This window comes from Telluria sp. ZB4P37 (assembly GCF_059685855.1).
In genome coordinates, this window is the sequence record NZ_JCASID010000003.1 from 332,068 (window position 1) to 355,557 (window position 23,490).

Genomic DNA, 23,490 nt, shown 5'->3' on the forward strand with positions numbered 1-23,490 from the left:
CGGTTACAGGCCGTTCGGACGGACCAGGATGGCCGTCACGCCCGCGCCATAGAGGGCCAGCAGCAGCAGCACGGAGGCGCCGAGCGCCAGCAGGCGGCGCTTGCGGCGGACGGTCTGCTCGCCGGTCCAGTTCATGCTGATCGAGCCCAGGATCGGCAGGCCGGTGGCGTCGCGCAGGGCGGCCTGGCTCAGGAAGGTCGGGCGCAGCTGGCTCATCAGGAAGGCAGCGGCCAGGCCGGCGCCGAGCGCGCCGACGAATACCAGCGAGAACAGGCGCAGGCGGTTCGGGCCGGACGGCTGTGGCGGTGCGGTCGGCGGGTCGATCACGCGGAAGGTCAGCATGTCGGTGGCCGAGGACAGGTCGCCCGACAGCTTGGCCGATTCGCGGCGCTCCACCAGTTTCTGGTAGTTGTCGCGGTTGACTTCGTAGTCGCGGTTGAGCTGGGCCAGCTGGGCTTCGATTTCCGGCGCCAGGGTGCTCTGGGTGCGCATGCGCGAGGTGCGCGCGCTGTATTCGTTGACGCGGGCCTGCAGCGAGGCCACGCGCGCTTCGGCTTCCGACAGCGCCACGTTGAGCTGCTGGAGCATCGGGCTGTAGCCGGCACCAGGATCGCTGCTGCGCTTGCGGTTCTTGGCTTCGTCGCGCTTGCGGGCCAGCAGCTGCTCGAGCAGGCGTGCGTTGGCGACGATGTCCGGATGGGCTTCGGTGTATTGCGTGCGCAGCGTGTCGAGCGTCTTGTTGACGGTGGCGATGCGTTCGTCGAGCTCGGGGTTGCTGACCGGCGCCACGGCGCTGTCGCCCGGCAGCGATTCGCCCGAGATGCGGCGGCGGATCGCATTGCGCGCCTGCTCGGCTTCGGCCAATTCGAGGCGCGCGGTGCTCAGCGCCTCGGTGCTGGCCATCATGCGCGTGCCGAAGTCCGCGCCTTCCGACGGCAGCATGCCGACGTGGCGGATCTTGAACTCTTTCAGGGAGTTCTCGGCAGCCGCCAGTTTCTCTTCATAGTTGCGGATCTGGTCGTCGATGAACTGGACGGCCTTGTCCGAATCCTGCTTCTTGCCGCCGCCGCCTTCGACGAAGATCGTCAGGAGCGCCTGCACCACGTCCTTGCCCAGCTTGGGGTCGGGAGCGGTGTAGCTGATGGTATAGATGTCGTCGCGCTCGGTGCCGGCGATCTTGATCTGCGACATCAGCTCGTCGACGATCTCGTCGTGCTCCTTGGCGTTGGTGGCCTTGACGTCCAGGTCCACCATGCGCATGACGCGTTCGACGTTCGGGCGGCTGATCAGGGTGCCGCGCATGAACATCACCTGCTGCTCGATGTTCGGCAGGGTGGTCATGCCCGACAGCAGCGGCTTGAGGATACTCTGGGTATCCACATAGACGCGGGCCGAGGTTTCGTACTGGTTCGGCAGCTTCAGCACCACGGCCCAACCGACGATCGCGACGGCCCAGGTGATGAAGACTGCATGCCAGCGGTACTTCCCGATCGCCTTGAGGAAAGTAAGAATTGAGGCTGTGATATCTGCCATGTCGTGGATCTCGCCATAAAGGCTTGCGCCAAAAAACGCAAGCCTATCAATCAATAAGAGTGTGCATGATCGCTTGTTGACTGAGCAATTGCAATTGCAGGTCGGAAAAAAAAGCGGCTAGTGTCACAAAAATGGTGTTTGTGCAACAGGAATTCCCAAGGACAACATCAAATCTATGGGTTCAGAGCAATTTACCAATAGTTTATTGCTGTTTTACAACGATTTGCCGAAGAAAAAGTTGTTTGGAAGTAAGTTCGTCCGTCTCTTCAACCGACTACTTGGTCAACAACGACTATTGCTTTGAATCAAATGCTATATTTTAATGTCGGAAATACAAAAGAGGCCACACAATTGATTCCTAATCGAAATGACATCATGCCAGTTAAAGGACTGCGCCGCCTGTTGCTGGGCGCGCCGATGCTGCTGTGCACCATGGCGCTGCCCGTCGCCGCCCAGGACCTGGTGCGCGAGGCGCCCCAGCCCTTGCCGCGCACGGTGGCCCGGGTCAAGCCTTCGGTGGTCGGCGTCGGTACCCTGCTGAAAACCCGCCAGCCGGCCATCGTCTTCAGCGGCACCGGCTTCGTCGTCGGCGACGGCCTGAGCGTGATCACGAATGCCCACGTGATTCCACCCACGCTCGACGTGGCGCGCATGGAGGAAATCGGGATCGTCATCGGCAACGGCGGGGAAGCGGTGAGCTTTCGCAGCGCGCGCGTCGCCGCAGTCGACCGCGAACACGACCTGGCCCACCTGCGCCTGAGCGGGCCGGCCCTGGCGCCGCTGGCGCTGGCAGGGGAGGGTGCGGTGGCCGAGGGCCAGGCCCTGGCGTTTACCGGCTATCCGCTCGGCATGCGGCTCGGCCTGCACGCGGCCACCCACCGCGCCCTGCTGGCGGCGATCGCACCGGTGGTGCGGCCGTCGCTGAACTCGCGCCAGCTCGACCCGCGCGCCATCGCCCAGCTGCAGCGCCGCTCCTTTGACATCTACCACCTGGACGGCACGGCCTATCCCGGCAACAGCGGCAGTCCGCTGTACGACCCGGCCAGCGGCGCCGTGGTCGGCGTCATTAACATGGTCTTCCTCAAGGGCTTGAAGGAAAGCGCGGTGTCCGACCCGAGCGGCATCACCTATGCGATCCCGGTACGCCATGTGCATGAGCTGTTGCAAAGATCCCAATAGGCGTTTTTCAGTTGTGCACAAGATTGCCGAAGTGCTATGGTATAAAATAGCGCTCGACAATTTTGCGAGTACGGCAGTGGCCTCGGCCAGACGGCTGCCGCCATGCCAACCAGGGGATTTTTGACGTGAGCACGAAAACGATGCAAGGAATCAAACGCGCAGCCCAGGCTGCAGCCATTGGCTGCCTGTTCGCAATGGCCGGCTGCGCCAGCACCCCGCCTGCGGTGGTGGACACCCAGGTGGTCAACCCGGAATACCTGATCGGCCCGGGCGACAATATCAACATCATTGTGTGGCGCAACCCGGAAGTGTCGATGTCGGTCCCGGTCCGTCCGGACGGCAAGATCACCACGCCGCTGGTCGAAGACCTGCCGGCCGCCGGCAAGACCTCGACCCAGCTGGCGCGCGACATCGAAGGCGCGCTCGCCAAGTTCATCCAGCAGCCGGTGGTGACGGTCGTGGTGACCAATTTCGTCGGCAATTACAGCGACCAGATCCGCGTGATCGGCCAGGCAACCAAGCCGCAAGCCCTGCCATACCGCAAGGAGATGTCGCTGATGGACGTCCTGATTGCGGTCGGCGGCGTCACCGAATTCGCCGCGGGCAACCGCGCCACCGTGATCCGCACGGTCGACGGCAAGCAGCAGCGCCTGCAGGTGCGCCTCGATGACCTGATCAAGGATGGCGACATCTCGGCCAACATCACGATGCGTCCAGGCGACATCCTGGTGGTCCCTGAGAGCTTTTTCTGATCGGCTGTCGAAAATTCTTACACAGTGACCGGCGTACTGGCTAGACTGGTAGGACAAAGGCTGAGCAATTTGCTGTAGGTGCTTGTTTTTGCAGCAAGTTTCAACGCTCGTGCTTTCGAGGCATAATTCTTGCTTATTCGAAATGCCTGCCGTCTAGGCATAACCACCTTGTGAGGATGCACCGTGTCGACCGAACATCAACCAGACCAAGCCAAATCCACGGCGCCGATGAGCGCGCGTGGCGCGGCGCGCCGCCGCCTGACCAAGGCCGGGCTGGGTGCGGCCAGTGTCCTGTGGACGGTCGACAGCCATGCCACGATGAGCAGGATGGTGTGCGTGTCGCCCTCGGGGGCGCTGTCCGGCGGTCTCAGCAGTAACTATGCCCGGCCCCAGCCTGCCTGCAAGGGCAAGTCGCCGGGCTACTGGAAGAACCACGGCGGCTGGCCAACCCCCCAGGGTACGGATTTCAGCGACGTGTTCGCCTGTTCCGGAAACAACGTCAGCACCTACGGCAGCAAGTCGCTGTACGAAATCATGCAGGGCTGCGATTTCGACAAGTCCAACTTCGGCAAGCATCTGGCTGCCACTTACCTGAACGTGCTGTCGGGCCGGATCGGCTTCCTGTCGGTGCAGACGCTGCAGCAGATGTGGAGCGAGATCCAGAGCAGTGGCACCTACAAGCCGGCCAAGGGTATCTTCTGGAATGCCGAGCAGACCAAGCGCTACCTTGAGGCGACCCACGATTAAGAACCGCGCTTGCCGATGTGGCGTGTAATTCCCGGGCAGTCGCTGGCCTGCCGCGCCTGGGACGACCAGGCCTTGTTGTATAACGACCTGTCCGGCGCCACCCACCTGCTCGGCCCCGCGGCACTGTGCCTGCTCGAGGCGCTGCGCGCCGGTCCCCTGGACGAAGCGGCCCTCGGCGCGGCCCTGCTCGACGAATTCGAGATCGACGCCGCCGCCCTCGCCGGCGAACTCGCGTCAGTGCTGGACGACCTCGCCCGCCTCGACCTGGTCGAACCCTTCCCATGCTGACCCTGGCCGGCCTGACGCGGCAGGAAGTGCTGCGCCGCTTTGCCGGCCCCGGCCTGGTGCTGCATACCGGCCCTTTCCGCAGCCGCATCCGCACCGACATCGCCCAGCTGGCCGACACCATCGCCCGGCTGTACGCCGACTATCCGGTCGAGGACGACGGCTTCGCCGATTTCCAGCTGAATTTTCGCCGTGCGGGCGGGCTGCGGCGCTGGTTCCGGCCGCAGGTGCGGTTCGACCAGGACGGCGCCGCACCTTTTAAACCCTTGCCGCTGGACCAGGCCCACCCGATGTTCGAATGGGTCATGAACTGGTGCGTCACCAACCACGCGCACACTTACCTGATCGTGCACGCGGCCGTGCTCGAGCGCGACGGCTGCACCGTGGTCATGCCGGCGCCACCCGGTTCCGGCAAGAGCACGCTGTGCGCGGCCCTGGCCAGCCGCGGCTGGCGCCTGCTGTCGGACGAGCTGGCCCTGGTGCGCCCTGGCGACCTGGCGCTGCTCCCGCTGCCGCGGCCGGTCAGCCTGAAGAACGCCTCGATTGGGATCATCCGCGCCTACGCGCCGCAGGCTGTGTTCGGGCCGCTGGTCCCCGGCACCGTCAAGGGCACCATCGGCCACATGCGCGCCTCCAGCGCCAGCGTGGCGGCCGCCGCCTCCAGCGTGCCGGCCACCCACATCGTGTTCCCGCGCTACCTGGCCGGCGCCCCGGCGCGCCTGGAACCGGTGCCGAAGGCCCAGTTGTTCATGCGCGTGGCCGATAACGCCTTCAATTATCCGGTGCTGGGCGCGACCGGCTTCGACACCCTGGGGCGCCTGGTGGAGCGCTGCGCCGGTTTCGAATTCAGCTATGGCGCACTGGACGAGGCCATGGCCGTGTTTGACGCGCTGGCGGGAGGCGCTGCATGAATCTGCCGCTACTGGTCGAGGTGCTGCGCGCGCCTGGCAGGGCCGCCGCGCTCGGTATGGCCGAATGGGAGCTGCTGCTGCGCCAGGCCGCCAGTGCCGACCTGACCGCGACCCTGCGCGGGCTGCTCGAGGAGGCCGGCGCGCTGGCGGAGGTGCCGCCGGCGCCGCGCGAGCATCTCGAATGGGCGCAGGTGGTTGCCGTGCGCCACCGCCGCGCGGTGCGCTTCGAGGTGCGCTGCATCGGGCGGGCGCTCGAGGGGCTCGGCCTGCCGCTGATCCTGCTCAAGGGCGCCGCCTATGCCATGGCCGGCCTGCCGTCCGCGGGCGGCCGCATGTTTTCCGACGTCGACATCCTGGTGCCGAAAGACCGGATCGTCGAGGTCGAGGGCGCGCTCATGCTGCACGGCTGGGCCGGCACCCACCAGGATGCCTACGACCAGCGCTATTACCACGAATGGATGCACGAGTTGCCGCCGATGGAGCATGTCCGCCGCGGCAACGTGGTCGACGTGCACCACGCGATCCTGCCGCAAACGGCGGCAGCGCGGCCCGACCCGGTGCTGCTGCGCGCGGCCGCCCTGCCGATCCCGGGCAGCGACAATCTGTGGACGCTGGCGCCCCAGGACATGGTGCTGCACAGCGCGGTGCACCTGTTCTCGGAAGGCGAGATGCACCACGGCCTGCGCGACCTGCTCGACCTGCACCGCCTGCTGCTGGAGTTCGGCGCGGCGCCCGGCTTCTGGGCCAGCTTGCCGGCGCGCGCCGTCGAGCTGCAGCTGGCGCGGCCGCTGTTCTACGCGCTGCGCTATGCGGCGCGCCTGCTCGGCACGCCGGTGCCGCCTGGCGTGATGGCGGAAGCCGCCGTTGCCGGACGGCCCCCAAGTCCGCTGCTCGCCCTGATGGATGGCTTGTTCCTGCGCGCGCTGCTGCCCCCGCATCCGAGCTGCGCCGGCGCCTTGAGCCCGGCCGTGCTCTTCGCCCTTTACCTGCGCAGCAACTGGCTGCGCATGCCTCCGCTGATGCTGGCGCGGCACCTGTTCCACAAGGCTTTCCTGTCGCCGCGCAAAGGACAGGAAGAAACCCAGGCGCCGGTCTAGCCAGGACCTTGACTTCCGGATACACCTGCAGCGATACCGCTTGTTGCAAGGTGTGAATTAATCTATTATCAATTGCCGCACTCAGCCGGCGCAGCGTCGACCCTTTATCCGGAAGGTGATCCATGACTGACCATGCAAAGCGCCTGGTGCGCCTGCAGGACGTGCAGGCCCTGCTCGCCAGCGGCAGCCTCGACGACAACCTGCATAGCCATGCCGAGCTGGCCAAGCGCCTGGTCGGCGCCGCCAGCTGTTCGGTCATGCTGCTCAACAGCGAATCCCCCGACGACCTGCGCATGCGCCTGTGCGCCAGCGCGGGCGAGCTGCCGCCGGCCGCCGCCAATGCCCTGGTGGCAAGCGGCGAAGGCATCTGCGGCCAGGTGCTGGCCAGCGGCCGCGCGCTGCTGGTCGAGGACATTACCCGCTCCGCCTTCGCCGGCTTGGCCCGGCGCAAGCACACCATGCTGCCGGCCCTCATGTCGGCGCCGGTGCGCATCGACGGCCGCCTGGTCGGGGTGGTGAACGTCACAGGCGCCGCCTTCAGCGAAGCCGAGCTGCACCTGCTCGAGGTGGTGGCGCTGTTCATCGGGAAATCGGTCCAGGTGATCCAGCTGCAGCACCTGCTGGCGTCGCGCTTTGCGCAAATGGCGCTGGTGCGCGATGCGCATGAACGGGGGCAGGAGGGGCAGCACCGGGGTGGCGCCGCGCCCGGCACCGCTTACCAGAATCCGGAAGATGTTGCGCGCATCCTGGCGCGCTCGTTCTACAAGGAGATGACGCGGGCCGGCTTTGCGCCCGGCCAGATCGTCAGCGCGGCGACCGAACTGATCGGCCAGCTCAAGGGGACGCTGCAGGAGGGCGCCCGCGCCGGCAGTTGAGGGCACAATGAAAAAGGCCGGATCCCTTGCAGGATCCGGCCTTTTCAGCCTTCATGCCACGGCCGGGTTGCCCCGGTCGTGTGCAGGAAAATTACTTGGCAGCGCGGCGGCGGCGCAGGCCAGCCAGACCGGCGAAGCCCAGACCCAGCAGGGCCAGCGAACCTGGCTCAGGGATCTTGTTGGCGCGGATTGGATCGTTGATCAGGCCGACGAAGCAGGTGTTGTTAGCAATTTGTGCGTCCGTGCAGGTGCCCGAACCCTGGCTCGCGCCGTTGGTGCTCAGCGTGAACTTGCCGTCGAAGTCGTGACCGAACTGGCCGTTGGTGTCCCACTGGGTCTTCGCGGTGCCGCCGATCACGTCACCGAAGAACTGGCCTTCGCCAGCGGCTGGCAGGGTCGCGCCGGTAGCGGTCTGGACCAAGGTTGCCAGGGTCTCGTCGGCGCCTGGATTGGTGCCGCCTGCCACGTTGACGGTCTGCTTGCCTTCGCCAAAGGTGACTGCCAGATATTTTTCCATGCCAGCGAACAGCGAGTAGCTGTCGTAGCCGGTACGACCAGCCGGGTTGGCATTGAAGTTCGAGGTCAGCTCGAGCAGGTTGGTGGTCGAACGGTAGATGTCCAGGTGGATCTCGCCGTCAGCAGCGCCACCGGTAGCGCCGATGTTGTAGATGCTGAACTTCTTCGAGACATCATCATAGATGATGTTCTGGTCAGCGATACCGTAGATCATGTAGTACAGGTAGGTGCCATCCGACACGCCCGAGAACCAGTTCTGGCCGCCGGTGCCGATGATTTGGGTGATGTTACCTACGCCCCAGGTCGTTTCGTTGGTGCCGGCAGGGTTGTTTGCTTCGGTGGTCAGGCCGGTCAGCTTGATGTTCAGGGCGCCGGTCATTGCGTCCAGCGGAGTAGCCGATGCGGACAGTGCTGCGAAGCCGAGGGTCAGGGCGGTAATCAGTTGTTTCAGTTTCATTCTAATCTCCAGAGATTTAATTTGGTGCTGCGGGGAGCGACACGAGGTATTAAGCAATCCGCGTGCCAGCAAAATGTTGCCCGTTGCAACTGATTGATTTTATTGGGCTTATTTTCTCGGCGGGAACTAGTCCTACATGAGCTATCCGGGCTCTTTTTTACCCCTGTAAAGTTCTTCGACACGCTGATATATCTTGCGGACATAGAAGTTGTTGCGATGAATCAAACTACAGCGCATTTGCCAGTTTCAGCATTCGCGATGGGTTTACAGGGGTGGGTAAGAGATGGGACAAGCCTGCCGCGGTCTCAGCCAAGCTGAAAAGCCGGCAGACTGCAGCGCAGCTGTAAGGAAAACCGACAGTCAAATTGAGCCCATTGAAAAGCTGGCTGACACGGCCAGAAAATGGCATGATGCCTCGCATTATTTGCAAGGAAGTGGCGCGCTATTTATGGGCGTACGACGCGTACTTTCCTGCACCATGCCAATGCGGCACCATTCCGATATGAGGGTTCCATGACCAACGCTTTCGATTACGATACCTTTACCACGCGCAATAACGGCTATGTGTCCAGCGACACCCAGGCAAAGATCCGCAGCACCCGCCTGTTGATCGCCGGTTGCGGCCTGGGCGCCTCGACCGCCATCTGCGCCGCGCGCATGGGCTTTAGCGAATTCGTCCTGATCGACGGCGATACCGTCGACGCACACAACCTGAACCGCCAGTTCTACGACTTCGACGACATCGGCTCGCCGAAAGTGCAGGCCCTGAAGAAGCACATTTTGCGCATCAACCCGGAAGCGAAAGTCGAAGCGGTCCAGGCCAACCTCGACGCGGGCAATGCCCAGTCGCTGGTGGACAGTGTCGACATCATCTTCGATACCATCGATTTCCTCGACCTCGAAGCCATCCTGGCCCTGCACACGAATGCCCGCGAGCAGCGCAAGGCCGTGTTTACTGCGCTGTCGATCGGTTTCGGCGCCGGCGTGCTGTATTTCCCTGCGGGCACCAGCGCCTCGCTGGCCGACGTCATCGCGCACGATGTCCAGCACGCCCAGGGCGAAGGCGATGCCAGTTATGCGAACGTGTTCGGGAAAATCATGGGCCGGATCGGCGCCCACCTCGACCGCCAGGTGGTCGAGCAGGTGGCCAAGGCACTGACGATCATGGAAGACGGCCGTCCTTGCCCGGCATCGCAGATCGCGGTGGGCAGCTTCACGGTCGCCGCGCTGGCCGTCTCAATGATGCACGACATGCTGGCGGGAATGGATGTGCCGGCATCGCCGAACATGGTGGTGCACAGCTTCCGCAACCACACGACCAAGCTGGTGAATATCGCTGCTTAATTGATGTCGTTGCCCGGATTGCGGACCACGTGGACGCGGGAAGGGTGGGTGTGTTCGACCACTGGCGGTTTTTCGTTGAACCAGGCCGCCAGGGTCGGGTTGCTCGTCGAGAGCTTGCGCCGCAGGTCATGCAGGTCCAGCACGTAGGGCGTGACGGAACCGTAGTAATTCGCTTCCGGGCCGATGGCCATGAAGCGGAATCCCATTTTCTTGAGCGCGTGCGCGAGCGACCGCTCCATCGCGGCATACCAGTACCGGATGCCGGCTTCCTGGCTGTGGCGGAACATTTCGCGGTACATCCCGAGCAGCAGCATCGGCGAGCTACGGTCGCGCCGGTCCACCGCCGGATCGAATTCGACCGCCGGCTCGTGGCTCGGCAGGAAACCGGGAATGCCCAGCACGCTGTCGGCGCGCCGGCGGCGGTGGCTTTTCTTGACCACCAGGCGTGAAATCTCGGCCGACTGTTCGCGGTCGGGCATGTCGAAATCGTCGAATACTTCGCAGTGCAACTCGAACGGGTAGGGCTTGGGCGCCACGGGCTGCACGAGCCTGACCGCGCCGATCAGCTTTTCTTCAAGCGTATAGGCCGCGAAGTGGGTGGAGGCGTCGTCGTAATCGTCGAGCTCCATGCCGTCGACATACTGGTCGGGCTGGAGGAAGGCACATTCCAGGCAATACACCTGGTGGCGAAGCTTAAAAATGTCACCTGGGATGTTGGCTAAGTGGCTGCCCAGGTAAGCGCGGAAAATGTTGCTGTTGACGTGGTCGATCGTTTCCTGGTGCGCCCCGAAATCTACACGGGACAGGAAGGCGTCAGGGTCGACGCGGGCTTTTCCGTTGTCCATCTGTTTTTATTGTCCAGTCTCGGACCCTAGTTATTTTTTCCTGAAGCGTGCCCCCAGATAATTTCCGACCATGGTCTTCACCATGATCCAGATGGGAATCGGTTCGTCATTGAACCAGGCTGCCAGGAACTTGTTTTCTCTCTTTAAGCGCTCGTTCAGCTCATTCAAGTCGACCATGTGCGGTGTAACGGGACCATAGTAATCGACCTGCGGCCCAATCGGCACGAACTTGAATCCCATCTTATCCAGCGAGCGCGCCAGTGACCTTTCCATAGCGGCATACCAGTAACGAATCCCGTTCTGACGGCTATGGCGGTACATCTCACGATACATTCCTAGCAATAATAGCGGACTATTGCCGCGCTTGTCGCCGCGCACGGTTGAACTTGGTTGAATTGCCTTGGTGCTACCTTTTTCGCGAAAGTCCTGCGAAATGCCCTCCATCGAGTCGCCGCGGCGCCGGCGATAGGTTTTGCGCACTACCAGGCGCGAAATTTCGGCTGCCGAGTCGGGCGCTGGATAGGTGAATTCTGGAAACGGAACGCAATGCGACTGGAAAGGATATTGCTGGCCTGGATGCGGTTGCACCAGGCGAACGGTGCCGACGATATCGTTGCTCAGCGTATAAGCGGCGAAATGAATCGAGCAATCGTCATATTCATCGGTTTCCATTTCCTCTTTGCAATTACTTGCCTCAAGATAATGTCGTTCGATGCAATACACTTCATAGCGGAGCTTATAAATCTCTTTCAACACATAGGACTCCATATTCCCTTTTAATACCTTACGGAAATTAAAATAGGGAATAAGAATGTCTTGCTTGCCGGTAAAACGGCCGGTCAGGCGGGCAAAGAATCCAAGCGGGACTGGTTCGCACTCTTGTGGTTGGATAACAGTTGTCATGGTGGGGAAGAGACAGGCCGGGATGCAGGTGGGATACTGCGGCCGCCGTAGCGGCCGCAGGCAGCTTAGAGCTGGCGCAGTAATGCCTTGGTGTCGTCCAGGCTGGCGAACGGCTTGCCGCCGGCAAGCGCCGTCTCGGCTTCCTTGCGCGCGCCCGCCTTGTCGCCGGCTTTCGCCAGGCCGGCGGCGAGGTGGTAGCGCAGGTCCGGCGCCTGCGGGCTGGCCGCGACGGCCTTGCGCAGCAGCTCGACGCCGCGCGCGGTGTCACCCTTCTGGACCAGGATCCAGCCATAGGTGTCGAGGATGGCCGGGTTGCTGCCGGCCAGCTTGAACGCCTGTTCGGCAGTCGGCAGCGCGCGCGCATCGTTTTCCTGCTGGTAGGCCCAGGCCAGGTTGTTCAGGGCGGCGGCATTCGACGGGTTGGTCTTGAGCGCGGCTTCCAGGCTGGCAATGGCCGGCTTGAACTGGCGCTTGGCCAGGTAGCTATCGGCAACCACCATCGCGACCAGCTCATCCTTCGGGTTGGCCGCATGGTATTTCACCATGCGCGCTTCGGCTTCGGCGGTCTTGCCGCTCTGCGCCAGCGCCTGGGTGGCCTTCATCAGCACCTGTGGCGAATTCGACAGCGCAAACGCCTTGTCATAGGCCTGGGCCGCGGCCGCAGCTTTCTTCTGCGTCATCAGGAGGTCACCCTCGAGGACATAGCCGGGCACCGCTTTCGGGTCGTCCTTCTGCATCTGGCGAGCAACGGCGAGCGCTTCCTCGGGCTTGTTCGTGCGCATGGCCAGCTCGATCTGCGCAATGCGTGCCTGGTCGAATTTCGGGTCGAGGGCGAGCGCGCGCTTCAGGTCTTCAGCCGCAGCAGCATTGTTCTTCATCAGCATGTGGATCGCTGCCAGGCGCACCTGCGCCTGGGCCGACTTCGGCACGGCCTTGGCCAGCTTGTCGTAGGACTCGAGGGCGCCGGCATTATCCTTGGTGGCGATCTGGGCCTGGCCCATCAGGTCCAGGACCTCCGGCTCGCTCGGGTGGATCGCCAGCGTCTTGCGCGCCAGCGCCAGCGCTTTTTCCGGCTGCTTGATGCGCAGGTAATGCGAGCCCAGCGCCAGCGCCGGACGCACCGCTTCCGAATTCTCGCTCTGGGCTTTTTCCAGCCAGCTCGTCGTCCCAGCGACATTGTTCTGCGACTGTTCGATCAGCGCCAGCGCCGTCATCGCTTCAATGTTCTTCTTGTCTTTCGCCAGCACGGCCTCGAAGCGCTTCTTGGCGCCGGCAACGTTTTTCTCGTTCATGTCCAGCTGGGCCAGGTTCGACACGGCCTGGAACATGGTCGGCTCGAGCGTCACGGCTTTTTCGAAACTGGCGCGGGCGTTCTTGACGTCGCCCTTGGCCATGTAGACCCTGCCTTTGGCATTCTGGACCGCAGCGCTGTTGGGCTGGGCCTTTTCCAGCGCCGCCGCGGCGGCCAGGGCCTTGTCGTACTGGCGGCGGCCGAGCTCGACCTGCACCAAAGCAAACCCGGCGTCCAGCGATTTCGGATCGAGCGCGGTGGCCTTTTCCAGTTGCGCCACTGCATTGCCGATATCACCCTGGCCGAGCTTGGACAAGCCGAGCGAGGTGTGGATGCTGGCGGCCGACGGCGCCAGGGTGCTGGCCTGCTCGAGATAGGACGAGGCCTTGGCGAAATCGCGCGTCTGGAGGTAGGACTGGCCGGTGAGCGCCAGCAGCTGCGGGTCGGTGGATGCGGTCTTCAGGGCCGGGGCGAGCACGGCGGCGGCTTCGGCCGGCTGGTTGGTTTTCAGCAGGACCTGGGCCAGCAGCTTGCGTGCGTAGACATTGTTCTCGTTGTTGGCAAGATAGCCACGCAGATATTGCTCTGCTTGCTGATAGGCGCCGAGATTGAGCTCGACGGCGCCCGACAGCAGCAGGCTCGGCATGTGGTCTGGCGCTGCGCGCAGGATCTTTTGCAGCGATTCTTTCGCTTCCGCGTTCTTGCCGCCGGTGAAGGCGAGCAGGGCCTGCACGTAGGTCGTGTTGAGGTCGCCCGTACCATGCTTGAGCGCTGCGTCCACGTCGGCCTTGGCCGCCACCAGGTCGTTGGTGCCGATGTGCACATAGGCTTTTTCGATGTTGGCGCTGCGGTGCGCCGGGTCGATCGCCAGCGCCTTGTCATAGGCGGCCAGCGCTTCCTTGGTCTTGCCCTCGCTGCGCAGCAGGCTGCCCATCAGCATCCAGGTTTCGGCGTTTTTCGGGTCGCGGGTGGTGGCGTCCTGTGTGAAGCGCTGGGCGCTGGCCAGGTCGTTGCCGGCAGCGGCGTGGCGCGCCATGCCGATCAGTGCGTCGCCGGAATTCGGGTTCAGCGCCAGCGCGGCATCATAGGATGCGCGCGCCTTGGCAGCGTCGCCCAGTGCCAGGAAGGCGTCGCCGCGGCGTGCCAGCAGCGGGGCCGAGACCTTGGCCTTGTCTTCGGTGATCTCGTCCAGCAGCGGCTGGAATTTGCCTTGCATCAGCAGGCTTTGCGCCAGCATCGGCAGCGTCTTGTCGGCTGCAGTGCCCAGGCTGGCAGCCTTGCGCAATTCCTTGTCGGCCGAGGCCGGATCGCCCAGCTCCAGGTGCAGGGTGCCCAGGCGCAAGCGCGCTTCGGCGTTTTCAGGATTCTGTGCGACAGCGTTCTTGAGCTGGATCAGCGCCGCCTTGCGGTCGCCCTTGGTTTCGTATTGCTGCGCTTCGGCCAGCAATTCTTCCGCAGTCTGGGTGCGGTTGCAACCCGCCATGCCCGCGCCCAGCAGGATAGCGCCGGAGACCACGGCAACGGCAAGTTGTTTTTTGGTGAGATTACCCGGCATTGTCTTTCCCTTTGATGAAGGCACTTGCGAATATCGTGTGTAGGGTGCAAGCGAAGTTTCCCGACTGTTAATAATACCTCACGGAATGCGTCGAAAGCGTCCGCAGCTCATCCGTTATTGCAAATAGCTTTCTGCTGTTGCTATTGTGCGAGATGAGCGACTGCTAGTGTTGATTTGCAGAAAGATGGCAGGCGATCGCAACATTTAAGAGCGCAGTGCCAGGCTCAGGATTTGCGCAAGCGTCCCAGCAGGGCTTCAACGTCGTCGCCCACTGGCAGGCCATGGCGCCGCAGCAGCTGGACGTGCAGCACGAGGTTCTCCAAGACCAGCTTGGCCGACACCGCGAGCAGGGTCGTCAAGCGGTCTTCGGTACTGAAATTCTCCATCGCAGCGGCCATTTCACACAGGTGGGTGGCCACCAGCGCCCGCAATTCGTCCTCGGGAAAGGGGAGATCGGCGAAATCGATCGGGTCTTCCTGTTCGACTTCATGCATCAGGGCGGCAAGCTGCTCGGGCTGGATCGGCATGGTGAACTCCGCTGGACAAGGAAAGTCCATTCTAGGCCAGCATCGCCACCCCGGGCGAGCCGATTGGACAGTAGCCGCGCGAGCCCGGCGCGCATACAATCTGGGCAATCCAGGGGAGACCGATGGCACACGTATTCTTTACGCAGCAACTGGCGCGGTTCACGAGCCTGCCGCAGGTGGACACCGCGGCCGGCGAGCTGCGCGCCGCGCTCGAAGCCGCGTTTGTCGCCAATCCTCGCCTGCGCGGCTATGTCCTCGACGACCAGGGCGCGCTGCGCGCCAACGTCACGATCTTCATCGACGGCCGGCGCTGCCGCGACACCCGGCGCCTGGACGATCCACTCACCCCCTCCAGCCAGGTCTACGTGCTGCAGGCCCTTTCCGGAGGCTGAACCATGAACCAGCGTGCCTATCTATCGACCCGCAAGGGCCTGTTCGAGCTCTATCGAGAGAAGGGCCGATGGACCTTCGGCCCGGTGCATTTCCTGGGCGAGCCGGTGTCGATGGCCCTGGCCGACCGCCGCGACGGCGCCCTGTACGCGGCGCTGAACCTGGGCCATTTCGGCGTCAAGCTGCAGCGCCGCCGCGCAGGCCTGGAAACCTGGACCGAATTGCCGGCCCCCGCCTATCCGCCCAAGCCGGAAGGCAGCGAGGACAAGGTCGACTGGAACAACCGCCTGGTCTGGGGGCTCGAAGCCGGCCTGCCCGAGCAGCCCGGGCTGCTGTGGGCAGGCACGCTGCCCGGCGGCCTGTTCGTCTCGCGCGACCATGGCGACTCCTGGGAGCTGGTGCGTTCGCTGTGGGACGTGCCGGAGCGCGCCAGCTGGTTCGGCGGCGGCTATGACGTGCCGGGCATCCACAGCATCTGCGTCGACCCGCGCGACGGCCGCCAGCTGCTGGTAGGTGTGTCCTGCGGCGGCGCCTGGCGCAGCGAGGACGGCGGCGAGAGCTGGACCATCAGCGCCACCGGCATGCGCGCCGACTACATGCCGCCCGAGATGAACGAGAACGAGGAAGTGCAGGACCCGCACCGCATCGTGCGCTGCTCGGGACAGCCGGACGTGCTCTGGTGCCAGCACCACAACGGCATGTGGCGCTCGACGGACGGCGGGCGGCACTGGCAGGAAATCACCGGCGTACCGCTGTCGCATTTCGGCTTCGCGGTGGCGGCGCACCCGCTGGACGGCGACACCGCCTGGTTCGTGCCGGCCGAAGCCGACCAGCGCCGCATCCCGGTCGGGGCCGCGCTGGCGGTGCTGCGCACCCAGGATGGCGGCAAGAGCTTCGAGGTCGTGAACAAGGGCCTGCCGCAGGAGCATTGCTACGACCTGGTTTACCGCCACGGGCTGGCGGTGGCCGACGACGGCCGCACCCTGATCATGGGGTCGACGACAGGCGGGGTGTGGATCTCGGAGAACGGCGGCGACAGCTGGCAGACCTTGTCTACCTCGCTGCCGCCGGTGTATGCGGTGACCTTCGGCTGAGCGAACATCACCGCACGCCGCCCGATTGACGCGGGCGGCGGAAGGACCGGGCCGCGTACGGCTTACATATTGCGACGGTACTGCCCGCCCACCTCGAACAGCGCGGTCGTGATCTGGCCCAGCGAGCAGACGCGCACCGCGTCCATCAGCTTGGCGAACACGTTCTCGTTGTCGATCGCGGCCTGCTGCAGCGCGGCCAGGGCGGCTGGTGCGGCGGCTGCGTTGCGGCTGTGGAACTCGTCCAGGCGGGTCAACTGCGACTGCTTTTCGTCGTCGGTCGACCGCGCCAGCTCGATGGTTGCGGGGGCGCCCGTGCTGTTCGGGTTGCGGAAGGTGTTCACGCCGATGATCGGCAGGGTGCCGTCGTGCTTCTGGTGCTCGTACAGCATCGACTCTTCCTGGATCTTGCCGCGCTGGTAGCCGGTTTCCATCGCGCCCAGCACGCCGCCGCGCTCGGCGATACGCTCGAACTCCTGCATCACCTGCTCTTCGACCAGGTCGGTCAGCTCGTCCATGATGAAGGAACCCTGGTTCGGGTTCTCGTTCTTGGCCAGGCCCCATTCGCGGTTGATGATCAGCTGGATGGCCAGCGCCCGGCGGACCGATTCATCGGTCGGCGTGGTGATCGCTTCGTCGTAGGCGTTGGTGTGCAGCGAGTTGCAGTTGTCGTAGATCGCGATCAGCGCCTGCAGCGTGGTACGGATATCGTTGAAGTCGATTTCCTGCGCGTGCAGCGAGCGGCCCGAGGTCTGGATGTGGTACTTGAGCTTTTGCGAACGCTCGTTGGCGCCGTACTTGTCGCGCATCGCCACGGCCCAGATGCGGCGCGCCACGCGGCCCAGCACCGTGTATTCCGGGTCCATGCCGTTCGAGAAGAAGAACGACAGGTTGGGTGCGAAATCGTCGATGTGCATGCCGCGCGCGAGATACGCTTCGACAAAGGTAAAGCCGTTCGACAGCGTAAAGGCGAGCTGCGAGATCGGGTTCGCGCCGGCTTCGGCGATGTGGTAGCCCGAGATCGACACCGAGTAGAAGTTGCGCACCTGGTGGTGGACGAAGTATTCCTGGATGTCGCCCATCACTTTCAGCGAGAACTCGGTTGAGAAGATGCAGGTGTTCTGGCCCTGGTCTTCCTTCAGGATGTCGGCCTGCACGGTGCCGCGCACGTTCATCAGGACCCAATCCTTGATCTTCTGCGCTTCGTCATCGGTCGGCTGGCGACCGTTGTCGGCCACGAACTTGTCGATCTGCTGGTCGATGGCGGTGTTCATGAACATCGCCAGGATGGTTGGAGCAGGGCCGTTGATCGTCATCGACACTGAAGTCGACGGGCTGCACAAATCGAAGCCGTCGTACAGCACCTTCATGTCGTCCAGGGTGGCGATCGACACGCCCGAGTTGCCGACCTTGCCGTAGATGTCCGGACGGATGGCCGGATCGGCGCCGTACAGGGTGACGGAGTCGAAGGCGGTCGACAGGCGCTTGGCGTCCATGCCGGTCGAGACCAGCTTGAAGCGGCGGTTGGTGCGGAAGGCATCGCCTTCGCCGGCGAACATGCGGGTCGGGTCTTCGCCCTCGCGCTTGAACGCGAACACGCCGGCCGTGTACGGGAAGGAGCCCGGCACGTTTTCCAGCATCAGGAAGCGCAGCACTTCGCCGTGGTCCTCGAAGCGCGGCAGCGCCACCTTGCGGATCGGGTTGCCCGACAGGGTCCTGGAGACCAGGCGGGTACGGATTTCCTTGTCGCGGATCTTGACCACGTAATCGTCGCCCGCATAGGCGGCCTGCATGTCGGGCCACATGGCCAGCAGTTTTTTCGCGCCGCCTTCCATGGCGTTATCGCGCTCGCTGATCAGGTCATCCAGCACCACTTCGCGGTTGGCGATGGCCAGCATGCGTTTGGCTTCAAGCAGCTGCTGGCGCTCGCGGGCCAGCGTGACCTGCTTTTTCACGTTGCGGTGGTAGCCGCGCACGGTGTCGGCGATTTCGGCGAGGTAGCGTGCGCGTGCCGGCGGAACGATCACGTTCTTGCCGCTCGAGTACTTCGACGTTGGCGCGGCCAGGCGGCTGGCCTCGACCTGCAGGCCGAGTTCCGCCAGCTTGGGCAGCAGGCCGTGGTACAGCGCCGTGACGCCGTCATCGTTGAAGCGCGACGCCTGGGTGCCGTAGACCGGCATCTCGTCCGGGCTCTTGCTCCACTGTTCACGGTTGCGCTGGTATTGCTTGGCGACGTCGCGCAGCGCATCCTGCGCGCCCTTGCGGTCGAATTTGTTGATCGCGATGAAGTCGGCGAAATCGAGCATGTCGATTTTTTCCAGCTGCGACGCGGCGCCGAATTCCGGCGTCATCACATACATCGAGGTGTCCACGTGCGGCACGATGGCGGCGTCGCCCTGGCCGATGCCCGAAGTCTCGACGATCACCAGGTCGAAACCGGCGACCTTGCAGGCGGCGATCACGTCCGGCAGCGCCTGCGAGATCTCGGAGCCGGCTTCGCGCGTGGCGAGCGAGCGCATGAAGACGCGCGCCTGGCCATTCCACGGGTTGATCGCATTCATGCGGATACGGTCGCCCAGCAGGGCGCCGCCCGACTTGCGGCGCGACGGGTCGATCGAGATGACGGCGATGTTCAGGCGGTCGCCTTGGTCGAGGCGGATGCGGCGGATCAGTTCATCGGTCAGCGAGGATTTACCTGCGCCTCCGGTGCCGGTGATGCCGAGGGTCGGCACGTTCAAGCCCTCGGCGGTGTCGATGACCTGCTTGCGCAGTTCGGGGTCGACCTTGCCGCTTTCCAGCGCGGTGATCAGCTGGGCCAGCGGACGGTGGCGCTGGCCGATGTCGCCTTCGCGCAGGGCGTCGATGCTGGTCGGCGCATAGGACGACAAATCGACGTCGCAGGTTTCCAGCATCGAGCGGATCATGCCCACCAGGCCCATGCGCTGGCCGTCTTCCGGGCTGAAGATGCGGGTGACGCCGTAGGCGTGCAGTTCTTCGATTTCGCTCGGGACGATCACGCCGCCGCCGCCGCCGAAGACCTTGATGTGGGCGCCGCCGCGCTGGCGCAGCAGATCGATCATGTACTTGAAGTATTCGACGTGGCCGCCCTGGTAGCTCGAGATGGCGATGCCTTGCACGTCTTCGTTCAGCGCTGCGGTGACGACTTCGTCGACCGAGCGGTTGTGGCCGAGGTGGATCACTTCGGCGCCGTTCGACTGCAGGATGCGGCGCATGATGTTGATCGAGGCGTCATGGCCGTCGAACAGGGAAGCAGCGGTGACGAAGCGCACCTTGTTGGCCAGCTTCGGCTGCTCCGGCAGGTCGAGTTTGGCGGCGGGAGTGATGTCGTTCATTGGATGTGGTCCTTGGTATCGGGAGGACAGGGGTAGTTTGGTACGGTATATGACGTTAACGTTAACGTCAAGCTGGCTACGTGTGCGTGAACGTCGTTCCGGCGCAGGCCGGAACCCGAGTTCGTCGCGTGTTGATCAGGCTGCGATGGCTCGCGGCAGGGAAATTGGATCCCGGCCTGCGCCGGGATGACGTTGTTTTAGACCAGTAACAGTTTACGCGGCGCGTTTCTTGACGTTGCCGGAGAGCAGCTCAGCCTTGCGCGCACGGAATTCCGCGACGGCCTTTTCCTTTACGTGGCCGAAGCCGCGGATCTGTTCCGGCAGCGAGGCCAGTTCGACTGCATCCGCATGCGTGCCAGCATTCAGGCCACCCAGCAAACCTTCCATCATCTCGCGGTATTCAACAATCAGCGCACGTTCCATCTTGCGCTCTTCGGTATAGCCGAAGATGTCGAAGGCACCGCCGCGCAGGCCTTTCAGTTTGGCCAGCAGCTTGAAGGCGCCGAACATCCACGAGCCGTACTGCGCCTTGACCATGCGGCCCTTGGCGTCCTTCTTCGCGAACAGCGGCGGGGCCAGGTTGAACTTGAAGGAGAAGTCGCCTTCGAACTGGCTCTTCACCTGATCGAGGAAGGCCCCATCGGTGTACAGGCGCGCCACTTCGTATTCGTCCTTGTAGGCCATCAGCTTGAAGTAGTACTTGGCGACCGCGGTCGAGAGCTTGTTGCCCAGGCCTTGCGCGGTTTCCTCGGCCCGTACGCGCGCGACCAGGTCTGCATACACGCCCGCATACGCGCTGTTTTGGTAGCCGGTCAGGAAGTCCACGCGCTTCTTGATGATGGTTTCCAGGCTCTGCGGCATCTGCACCACGATCGATTGCGAAGGCGTGGCCTGCTTCTCGACGCGCTTGAAGTCCACGGCGGCGCGGCGGCCCCACAGGAAGCTCATCTTGTTCGAGGCCACGGCCACGCCATTGAGTTCGATCGCGCGCAGCAGTGCGGCTTCGGTCAAGGGGATGCGGCCCTTTTGCCAGGCATAACCCATCAGGAACAGATTCGTGGCGATCGAGTCGCCCATCAGCGCGGTGGCGATGCGGGTCGCGTCGACGAAGTCGACGCCACTCTCGCCACCGACGGCTTCCAGGATCAGCGCGCGAACATCAAGAGCCGGGAATTCCCAGTCCGCGTTTTGCGCGAAGGTGCCGGTCGGCTGCTCGTGCAGGTTGACGATGGCCAGGGTGCGACCGGGGCGCATCTTCGATACCGCGTCGGCCGCGCCGGTGGTCAGGATATCGCAGCCCAGGATGAGGTCCGCTTCGCCGGTGGCGATGCGCTGGGCGCGCAGGCGGTCCGGGGTGACGGCGATCTTCACGTGCGAGGTCACCGAGCCGTTCTTCTGACTCATGCCGGTCATGTCCAGCACCGAGGCGCCCTTGCCCTCGAGGTGGGCGGCCATGCCCATCAGCGCACCGACAGTGATGACGCCGGTGCCGCCGATGCCGTTGATCAGGATGTTGTACGGTTGCTCGATGCTTGGGAGCGTCGGCTTGGGGAGCAAGCCCCAGCCATCGTCGGCGCCTTGCTTGCTGACGCCGGCTTTGCTCTTCTTGAGCGTGCCGCCTTCGACGGTGACAAAACTCGGGCAGAAGCCCTTGGCGCAGGAATAGTCCTTGTTGCAGGAGGACTGGTCGATCGCGCGCTTGCGGCCAAATTCCGTTTCCTTCGGCAGGATCGAGACGCAGTTCGACTGGATGCCGCAGTCGCCGCAGCCTTCGCAGACGGCTTCGTTGATCACCATGCGCTGGTTCGGGTCGGCGAATTCACCCTTTTTACGACGGCGGCGCTTTTCCGCGGCGCAGGTCTGGTCGTAGATGATAACGGTCACGCCCGGCAGTTCGCGCAGCTCGCGCTGGATGTCGTCCATGTGCTTGCGGTCGTGCAGGGTGACCAGCTCCGGCAGGTTCGAGCGGTCGGCATAGCGCGACAGGTCTTCGGTGACGAGGGCGATGCGCTTGACGCCTTCGGCCGCCATTTGCTGCGCGATCATCGGCACCGAGGTCTGGCCGTCGACCGGCTGGCCGCCGGTCATCGCCACCGCGTCGTTGTACAGGATCTTGTAGGTGATGTTGACCTTCGCGGCCACGGCCGCGCGGATCGCCAGGTAACCGGAATGGAAATAGGTGCCGTCGCCCAGGTTCTGGAATACGTGCGGCACTTGCGAGAACGCGGCCTGGCCGATCCAGGGCGTGCCTTCGCCGCCCATGTGGGTGGTCAGCTTGTTCATCGAAGGGTAGATCGAGGTCGCCATCACGTGGCAGCCGATGCCGGCCAGCGCGAACGAGCCGTCCGGCACCTTGGTCGAGGTGTTGTGCGGGCAGCCGGAGCAGTAGAAGGCCGGGCGGAAGGGCGTGGTGATCGCCTTCTGCAGCACGGCGTCCTTCGCATCGAGGAAGGCCAGGCGTGCCTTGATCAGATCACGGGTGGTGTCTTCCAGGTTCAGGCGTGCGATGCGGCCGGCGATCACGCGTGCGACTTGCGCGACCGAGAAATCGGCTTTCGGGGGCAGCAGCCAGTCGCCGCGCGGAGCGACCCATTCGCCCTTGTCGTCGAACTTGCCGACCACGTGCGGACGCACGTCATCGCGCCAGTTATAGAGCTGCTCTTTGAGCTGGTATTCGACGACCTGGCGCTTTTCCTCGACCACCAGGATCTCGTCCAGGCCTTGCGCGAATTCGCGCACGCCGTCCGGTTCCAGCGGCCAGATCATCGCGACCTTGTACAGGCGCAGGCCCACCTTGGCGGCCTGCGCCTCGTCGATGCCCAGTTCTTCCAGCGCTTCCAGCACGTCGAGATAGGATTTACCCGACGCGATGATGCCCAGTTTCGCGTCCGGACTGTCGATGGTGACGCGATTGAGCTTGTTTTCGCGCGCATAGGCCAGCGCCGCGTAGATCTTATAGTCCTGCATCAGCGCTTCCTGCGCGCGTGCCTGCTGGCCCAGCGGGACCGATGACAGCCTGGTATTCAGTCCACCTTCCGGCATCGTGAAGTCCTGCGGAAGCTTCACTTCAACGCGGAAGGGATTCGCGTCGACCGAGGCGCTCGATTCGACCGTATCCGCCAGCGCCTTGAAGGCCACCGCGCAGCCCGAGAAGCGCGACATGGCCCAGCCATGCACGCCGAGGTCCAGGTATTCCTGCACGTTGCACGGGTAGAGCACCGGGATCATGCAGGCCGAGAAAATGTGGTCGGACTGGTGCGGCAGCGTCGAGGAATAGGCGCCGTGGTCGTCGCCGGCCACCAGCAGCACGCCGCCGTGTTTCGCCGTGCCGGCGTGGTTCATGTGCTTGAAGACGTCGCCGCAGCGGTCTACGCCCGGGCCTTTGCCGTACCACATGGCGAACACGCCGTCGTATTTGGCCGGGCCGATCAGGTCCACGGTCTGGGTGCCCCAGACGGCGGTGGCGGCCAGGTCTTCGTTCACGCCCGGGACGAACTGGATCTTGTTCGCTTCCAGGTGGCCCTTGGCCTTCCACAGCGTTTCATCGAGGCCGCCCAGGGGCGAACCGCGATAGCCCGAGACGAAACCGGCCGTGTCGAGACCCGCGGCGGCGTCGCGCTCGCGCTGCATCATCGGCAGGCGTACCAGGGCCTGGATACCGGACAAGAAGATGTTGCCGGTCCTGGCGGTGTATTTGTCGTCCAGGGTGACGGTGGTGAGGCGGGACGCGTAGTCCGGGCTCAGGGCCTGGGGCGTGACGGTATCTGGCATGGGGTCTCCATTATGTGGTTCGGTGCTGTGCTGCCTTGCGCCGGGTAGGCGAGGGCGCTTTTTGACCG

General features: G+C 63.9%; 18 protein-coding genes. 10 read left to right on the forward strand and 8 right to left on the reverse strand.

Annotated elements, in window-relative coordinates:
- Positions 1-3: 3 nt before the first annotated feature.
- Positions 4-1,533: an XrtA system polysaccharide chain length determinant gene (locus AC56K1_RS08820; protein WP_497157466.1), complete on the reverse strand. Its 1,530-nt coding sequence runs from the start codon at positions 1,531-1,533 to the stop codon at positions 4-6.
- 375 nt (positions 1,534-1,908) lie between these two features.
- Here AC56K1_RS08820 and AC56K1_RS08825 point away from each other — a divergent pair, with 375 nt between their 5' ends.
- The 7 genes from AC56K1_RS08825 (at position 1,909) to AC56K1_RS08855 (ending at position 7,379) form a co-directional block, all read left to right on the forward strand.
- Positions 1,909-2,712: a S1 family peptidase gene (locus AC56K1_RS08825; protein WP_497157467.1), complete on the forward strand. Its 804-nt coding sequence runs from the start codon at positions 1,909-1,911 to the stop codon at positions 2,710-2,712.
- A 140-nt stretch (positions 2,713-2,852) separates the two neighbouring features.
- The gene (locus AC56K1_RS08830) at positions 2,853-3,464 is read left to right on the forward strand and encodes an XrtA/PEP-CTERM system exopolysaccharide export protein (protein ID WP_497157468.1); all 612 of its coding nucleotides are present in this window, start codon (positions 2,853-2,855) and stop codon (positions 3,462-3,464) included.
- A gap of 183 nt (positions 3,465-3,647) precedes the next feature.
- Complete coding sequence (locus tag AC56K1_RS08835; protein ID WP_497157469.1) at positions 3,648-4,211, forward strand: hypothetical protein; 564 nt, start codon at positions 3,648-3,650, stop codon at positions 4,209-4,211.
- A gap of 15 nt (positions 4,212-4,226) precedes the next feature.
- A complete protein-coding gene (locus AC56K1_RS08840) occupies positions 4,227-4,499 on the forward strand; it encodes an HPr-rel-A system PqqD family peptide chaperone (protein WP_497157470.1) in 273 nt (90 codons plus the stop codon).
- The gene (locus AC56K1_RS08845; RefSeq protein ID WP_497157471.1) at positions 4,493-5,407 is read left to right on the forward strand and encodes an HprK-related kinase A; all 915 of its coding nucleotides are present in this window, start codon (positions 4,493-4,495) and stop codon (positions 5,405-5,407) included. Before AC56K1_RS08840 ends, AC56K1_RS08845 begins: the two co-directional genes overlap by 7 nt.
- On the forward strand, positions 5,404-6,504 hold the full coding sequence (locus tag AC56K1_RS08850) for a nucleotidyltransferase domain-containing protein (protein ID WP_497157472.1): 1,101 nt from the start codon (positions 5,404-5,406) through the stop codon (positions 6,502-6,504). Before AC56K1_RS08845 ends, AC56K1_RS08850 begins: the two co-directional genes overlap by 4 nt.
- Positions 6,505-6,626: 122 nt before the next feature.
- Complete coding sequence (locus AC56K1_RS08855; protein ID WP_497157473.1) at positions 6,627-7,379, forward strand: GAF domain-containing protein; 753 nt, start codon at positions 6,627-6,629, stop codon at positions 7,377-7,379.
- A 91-nt stretch (positions 7,380-7,470) separates the two neighbouring features.
- Here the strand turns inward: AC56K1_RS08855 and AC56K1_RS08860 are convergent, their stop codons facing one another.
- Positions 7,471-8,352 (reverse strand): PEP-CTERM sorting domain-containing protein, encoded by an 882-nt coding sequence (locus AC56K1_RS08860; protein WP_497157474.1) that lies wholly within the window; start codon positions 8,350-8,352, stop codon positions 7,471-7,473.
- A 513-nt stretch (positions 8,353-8,865) separates the two neighbouring features.
- Between AC56K1_RS08860 and AC56K1_RS08865 the strand changes: the two genes are divergently transcribed.
- Positions 8,866-9,696, forward strand: coding sequence for a HesA/MoeB/ThiF family protein (locus AC56K1_RS08865; protein ID WP_497157475.1), 831 nt, complete (start codon positions 8,866-8,868; stop codon positions 9,694-9,696).
- Here the strand turns inward: AC56K1_RS08865 and AC56K1_RS08870 are convergent.
- The 4 genes from AC56K1_RS08870 to AC56K1_RS08885 all read right to left on the reverse strand — a co-directional run bounded on the left by AC56K1_RS08870 (position 9,693) and on the right by AC56K1_RS08885 (position 14,817).
- Complete coding sequence (locus tag AC56K1_RS08870; RefSeq protein ID WP_497157476.1) at positions 9,693-10,541, reverse strand: PEP-CTERM/exosortase system-associated acyltransferase; 849 nt, start codon at positions 10,539-10,541, stop codon at positions 9,693-9,695. The two genes, AC56K1_RS08865 and AC56K1_RS08870, sit on opposite strands and share 4 nt — an antisense overlap.
- Positions 10,542-10,571: 30 nt before the next feature.
- The gene (locus AC56K1_RS08875) at positions 10,572-11,444 is read right to left on the reverse strand and encodes a PEP-CTERM/exosortase system-associated acyltransferase (RefSeq protein ID WP_497157477.1); all 873 of its coding nucleotides are present in this window, start codon (positions 11,442-11,444) and stop codon (positions 10,572-10,574) included.
- A 65-nt stretch (positions 11,445-11,509) separates the two neighbouring features.
- Positions 11,510-14,290 carry an XrtA/PEP-CTERM system TPR-repeat protein PrsT gene (prsT, locus tag AC56K1_RS08880; protein ID WP_497157478.1) on the reverse strand — a complete coding sequence of 927 codons (2,781 nt, stop codon included), beginning with the start codon at positions 14,288-14,290 and terminating at the stop codon, positions 11,510-11,512.
- 224 nt (positions 14,291-14,514) lie between these two features.
- The gene (locus AC56K1_RS08885; RefSeq protein WP_497157479.1) at positions 14,515-14,817 is read right to left on the reverse strand and encodes a hypothetical protein; all 303 of its coding nucleotides are present in this window, start codon (positions 14,815-14,817) and stop codon (positions 14,515-14,517) included.
- Positions 14,818-14,939: 122 nt separating this feature from the next.
- Between AC56K1_RS08885 and AC56K1_RS08890 the strand changes: the two genes are divergently transcribed.
- Positions 14,940-15,209 (forward strand): MoaD/ThiS family protein, encoded by a 270-nt coding sequence (locus AC56K1_RS08890; protein WP_497157480.1) that lies wholly within the window; start codon positions 14,940-14,942, stop codon positions 15,207-15,209.
- Positions 15,210-15,212: 3 nt separating this feature from the next.
- A complete protein-coding gene (locus AC56K1_RS08895; RefSeq protein ID WP_497157481.1) occupies positions 15,213-16,301 on the forward strand; it encodes a WD40/YVTN/BNR-like repeat-containing protein in 1,089 nt (362 codons plus the stop codon).
- 62 nt (positions 16,302-16,363) lie between these two features.
- On the opposite strand, the gene icmF is transcribed toward AC56K1_RS08895, so the two are convergent.
- Both icmF and AC56K1_RS08905 read right to left on the reverse strand, forming a co-directional pair.
- Complete coding sequence (gene icmF / locus AC56K1_RS08900; RefSeq protein WP_497157482.1) at positions 16,364-19,651, reverse strand: fused isobutyryl-CoA mutase/GTPase IcmF; 3,288 nt, start codon at positions 19,649-19,651, stop codon at positions 16,364-16,366.
- Positions 19,652-19,864: 213 nt separating this feature from the next.
- Positions 19,865-23,422, reverse strand: coding sequence for an indolepyruvate ferredoxin oxidoreductase family protein (locus AC56K1_RS08905; protein ID WP_497157483.1), 3,558 nt, complete (start codon positions 23,420-23,422; stop codon positions 19,865-19,867).
- Between the last annotated feature and the right edge of the window lie 68 nt (positions 23,423-23,490).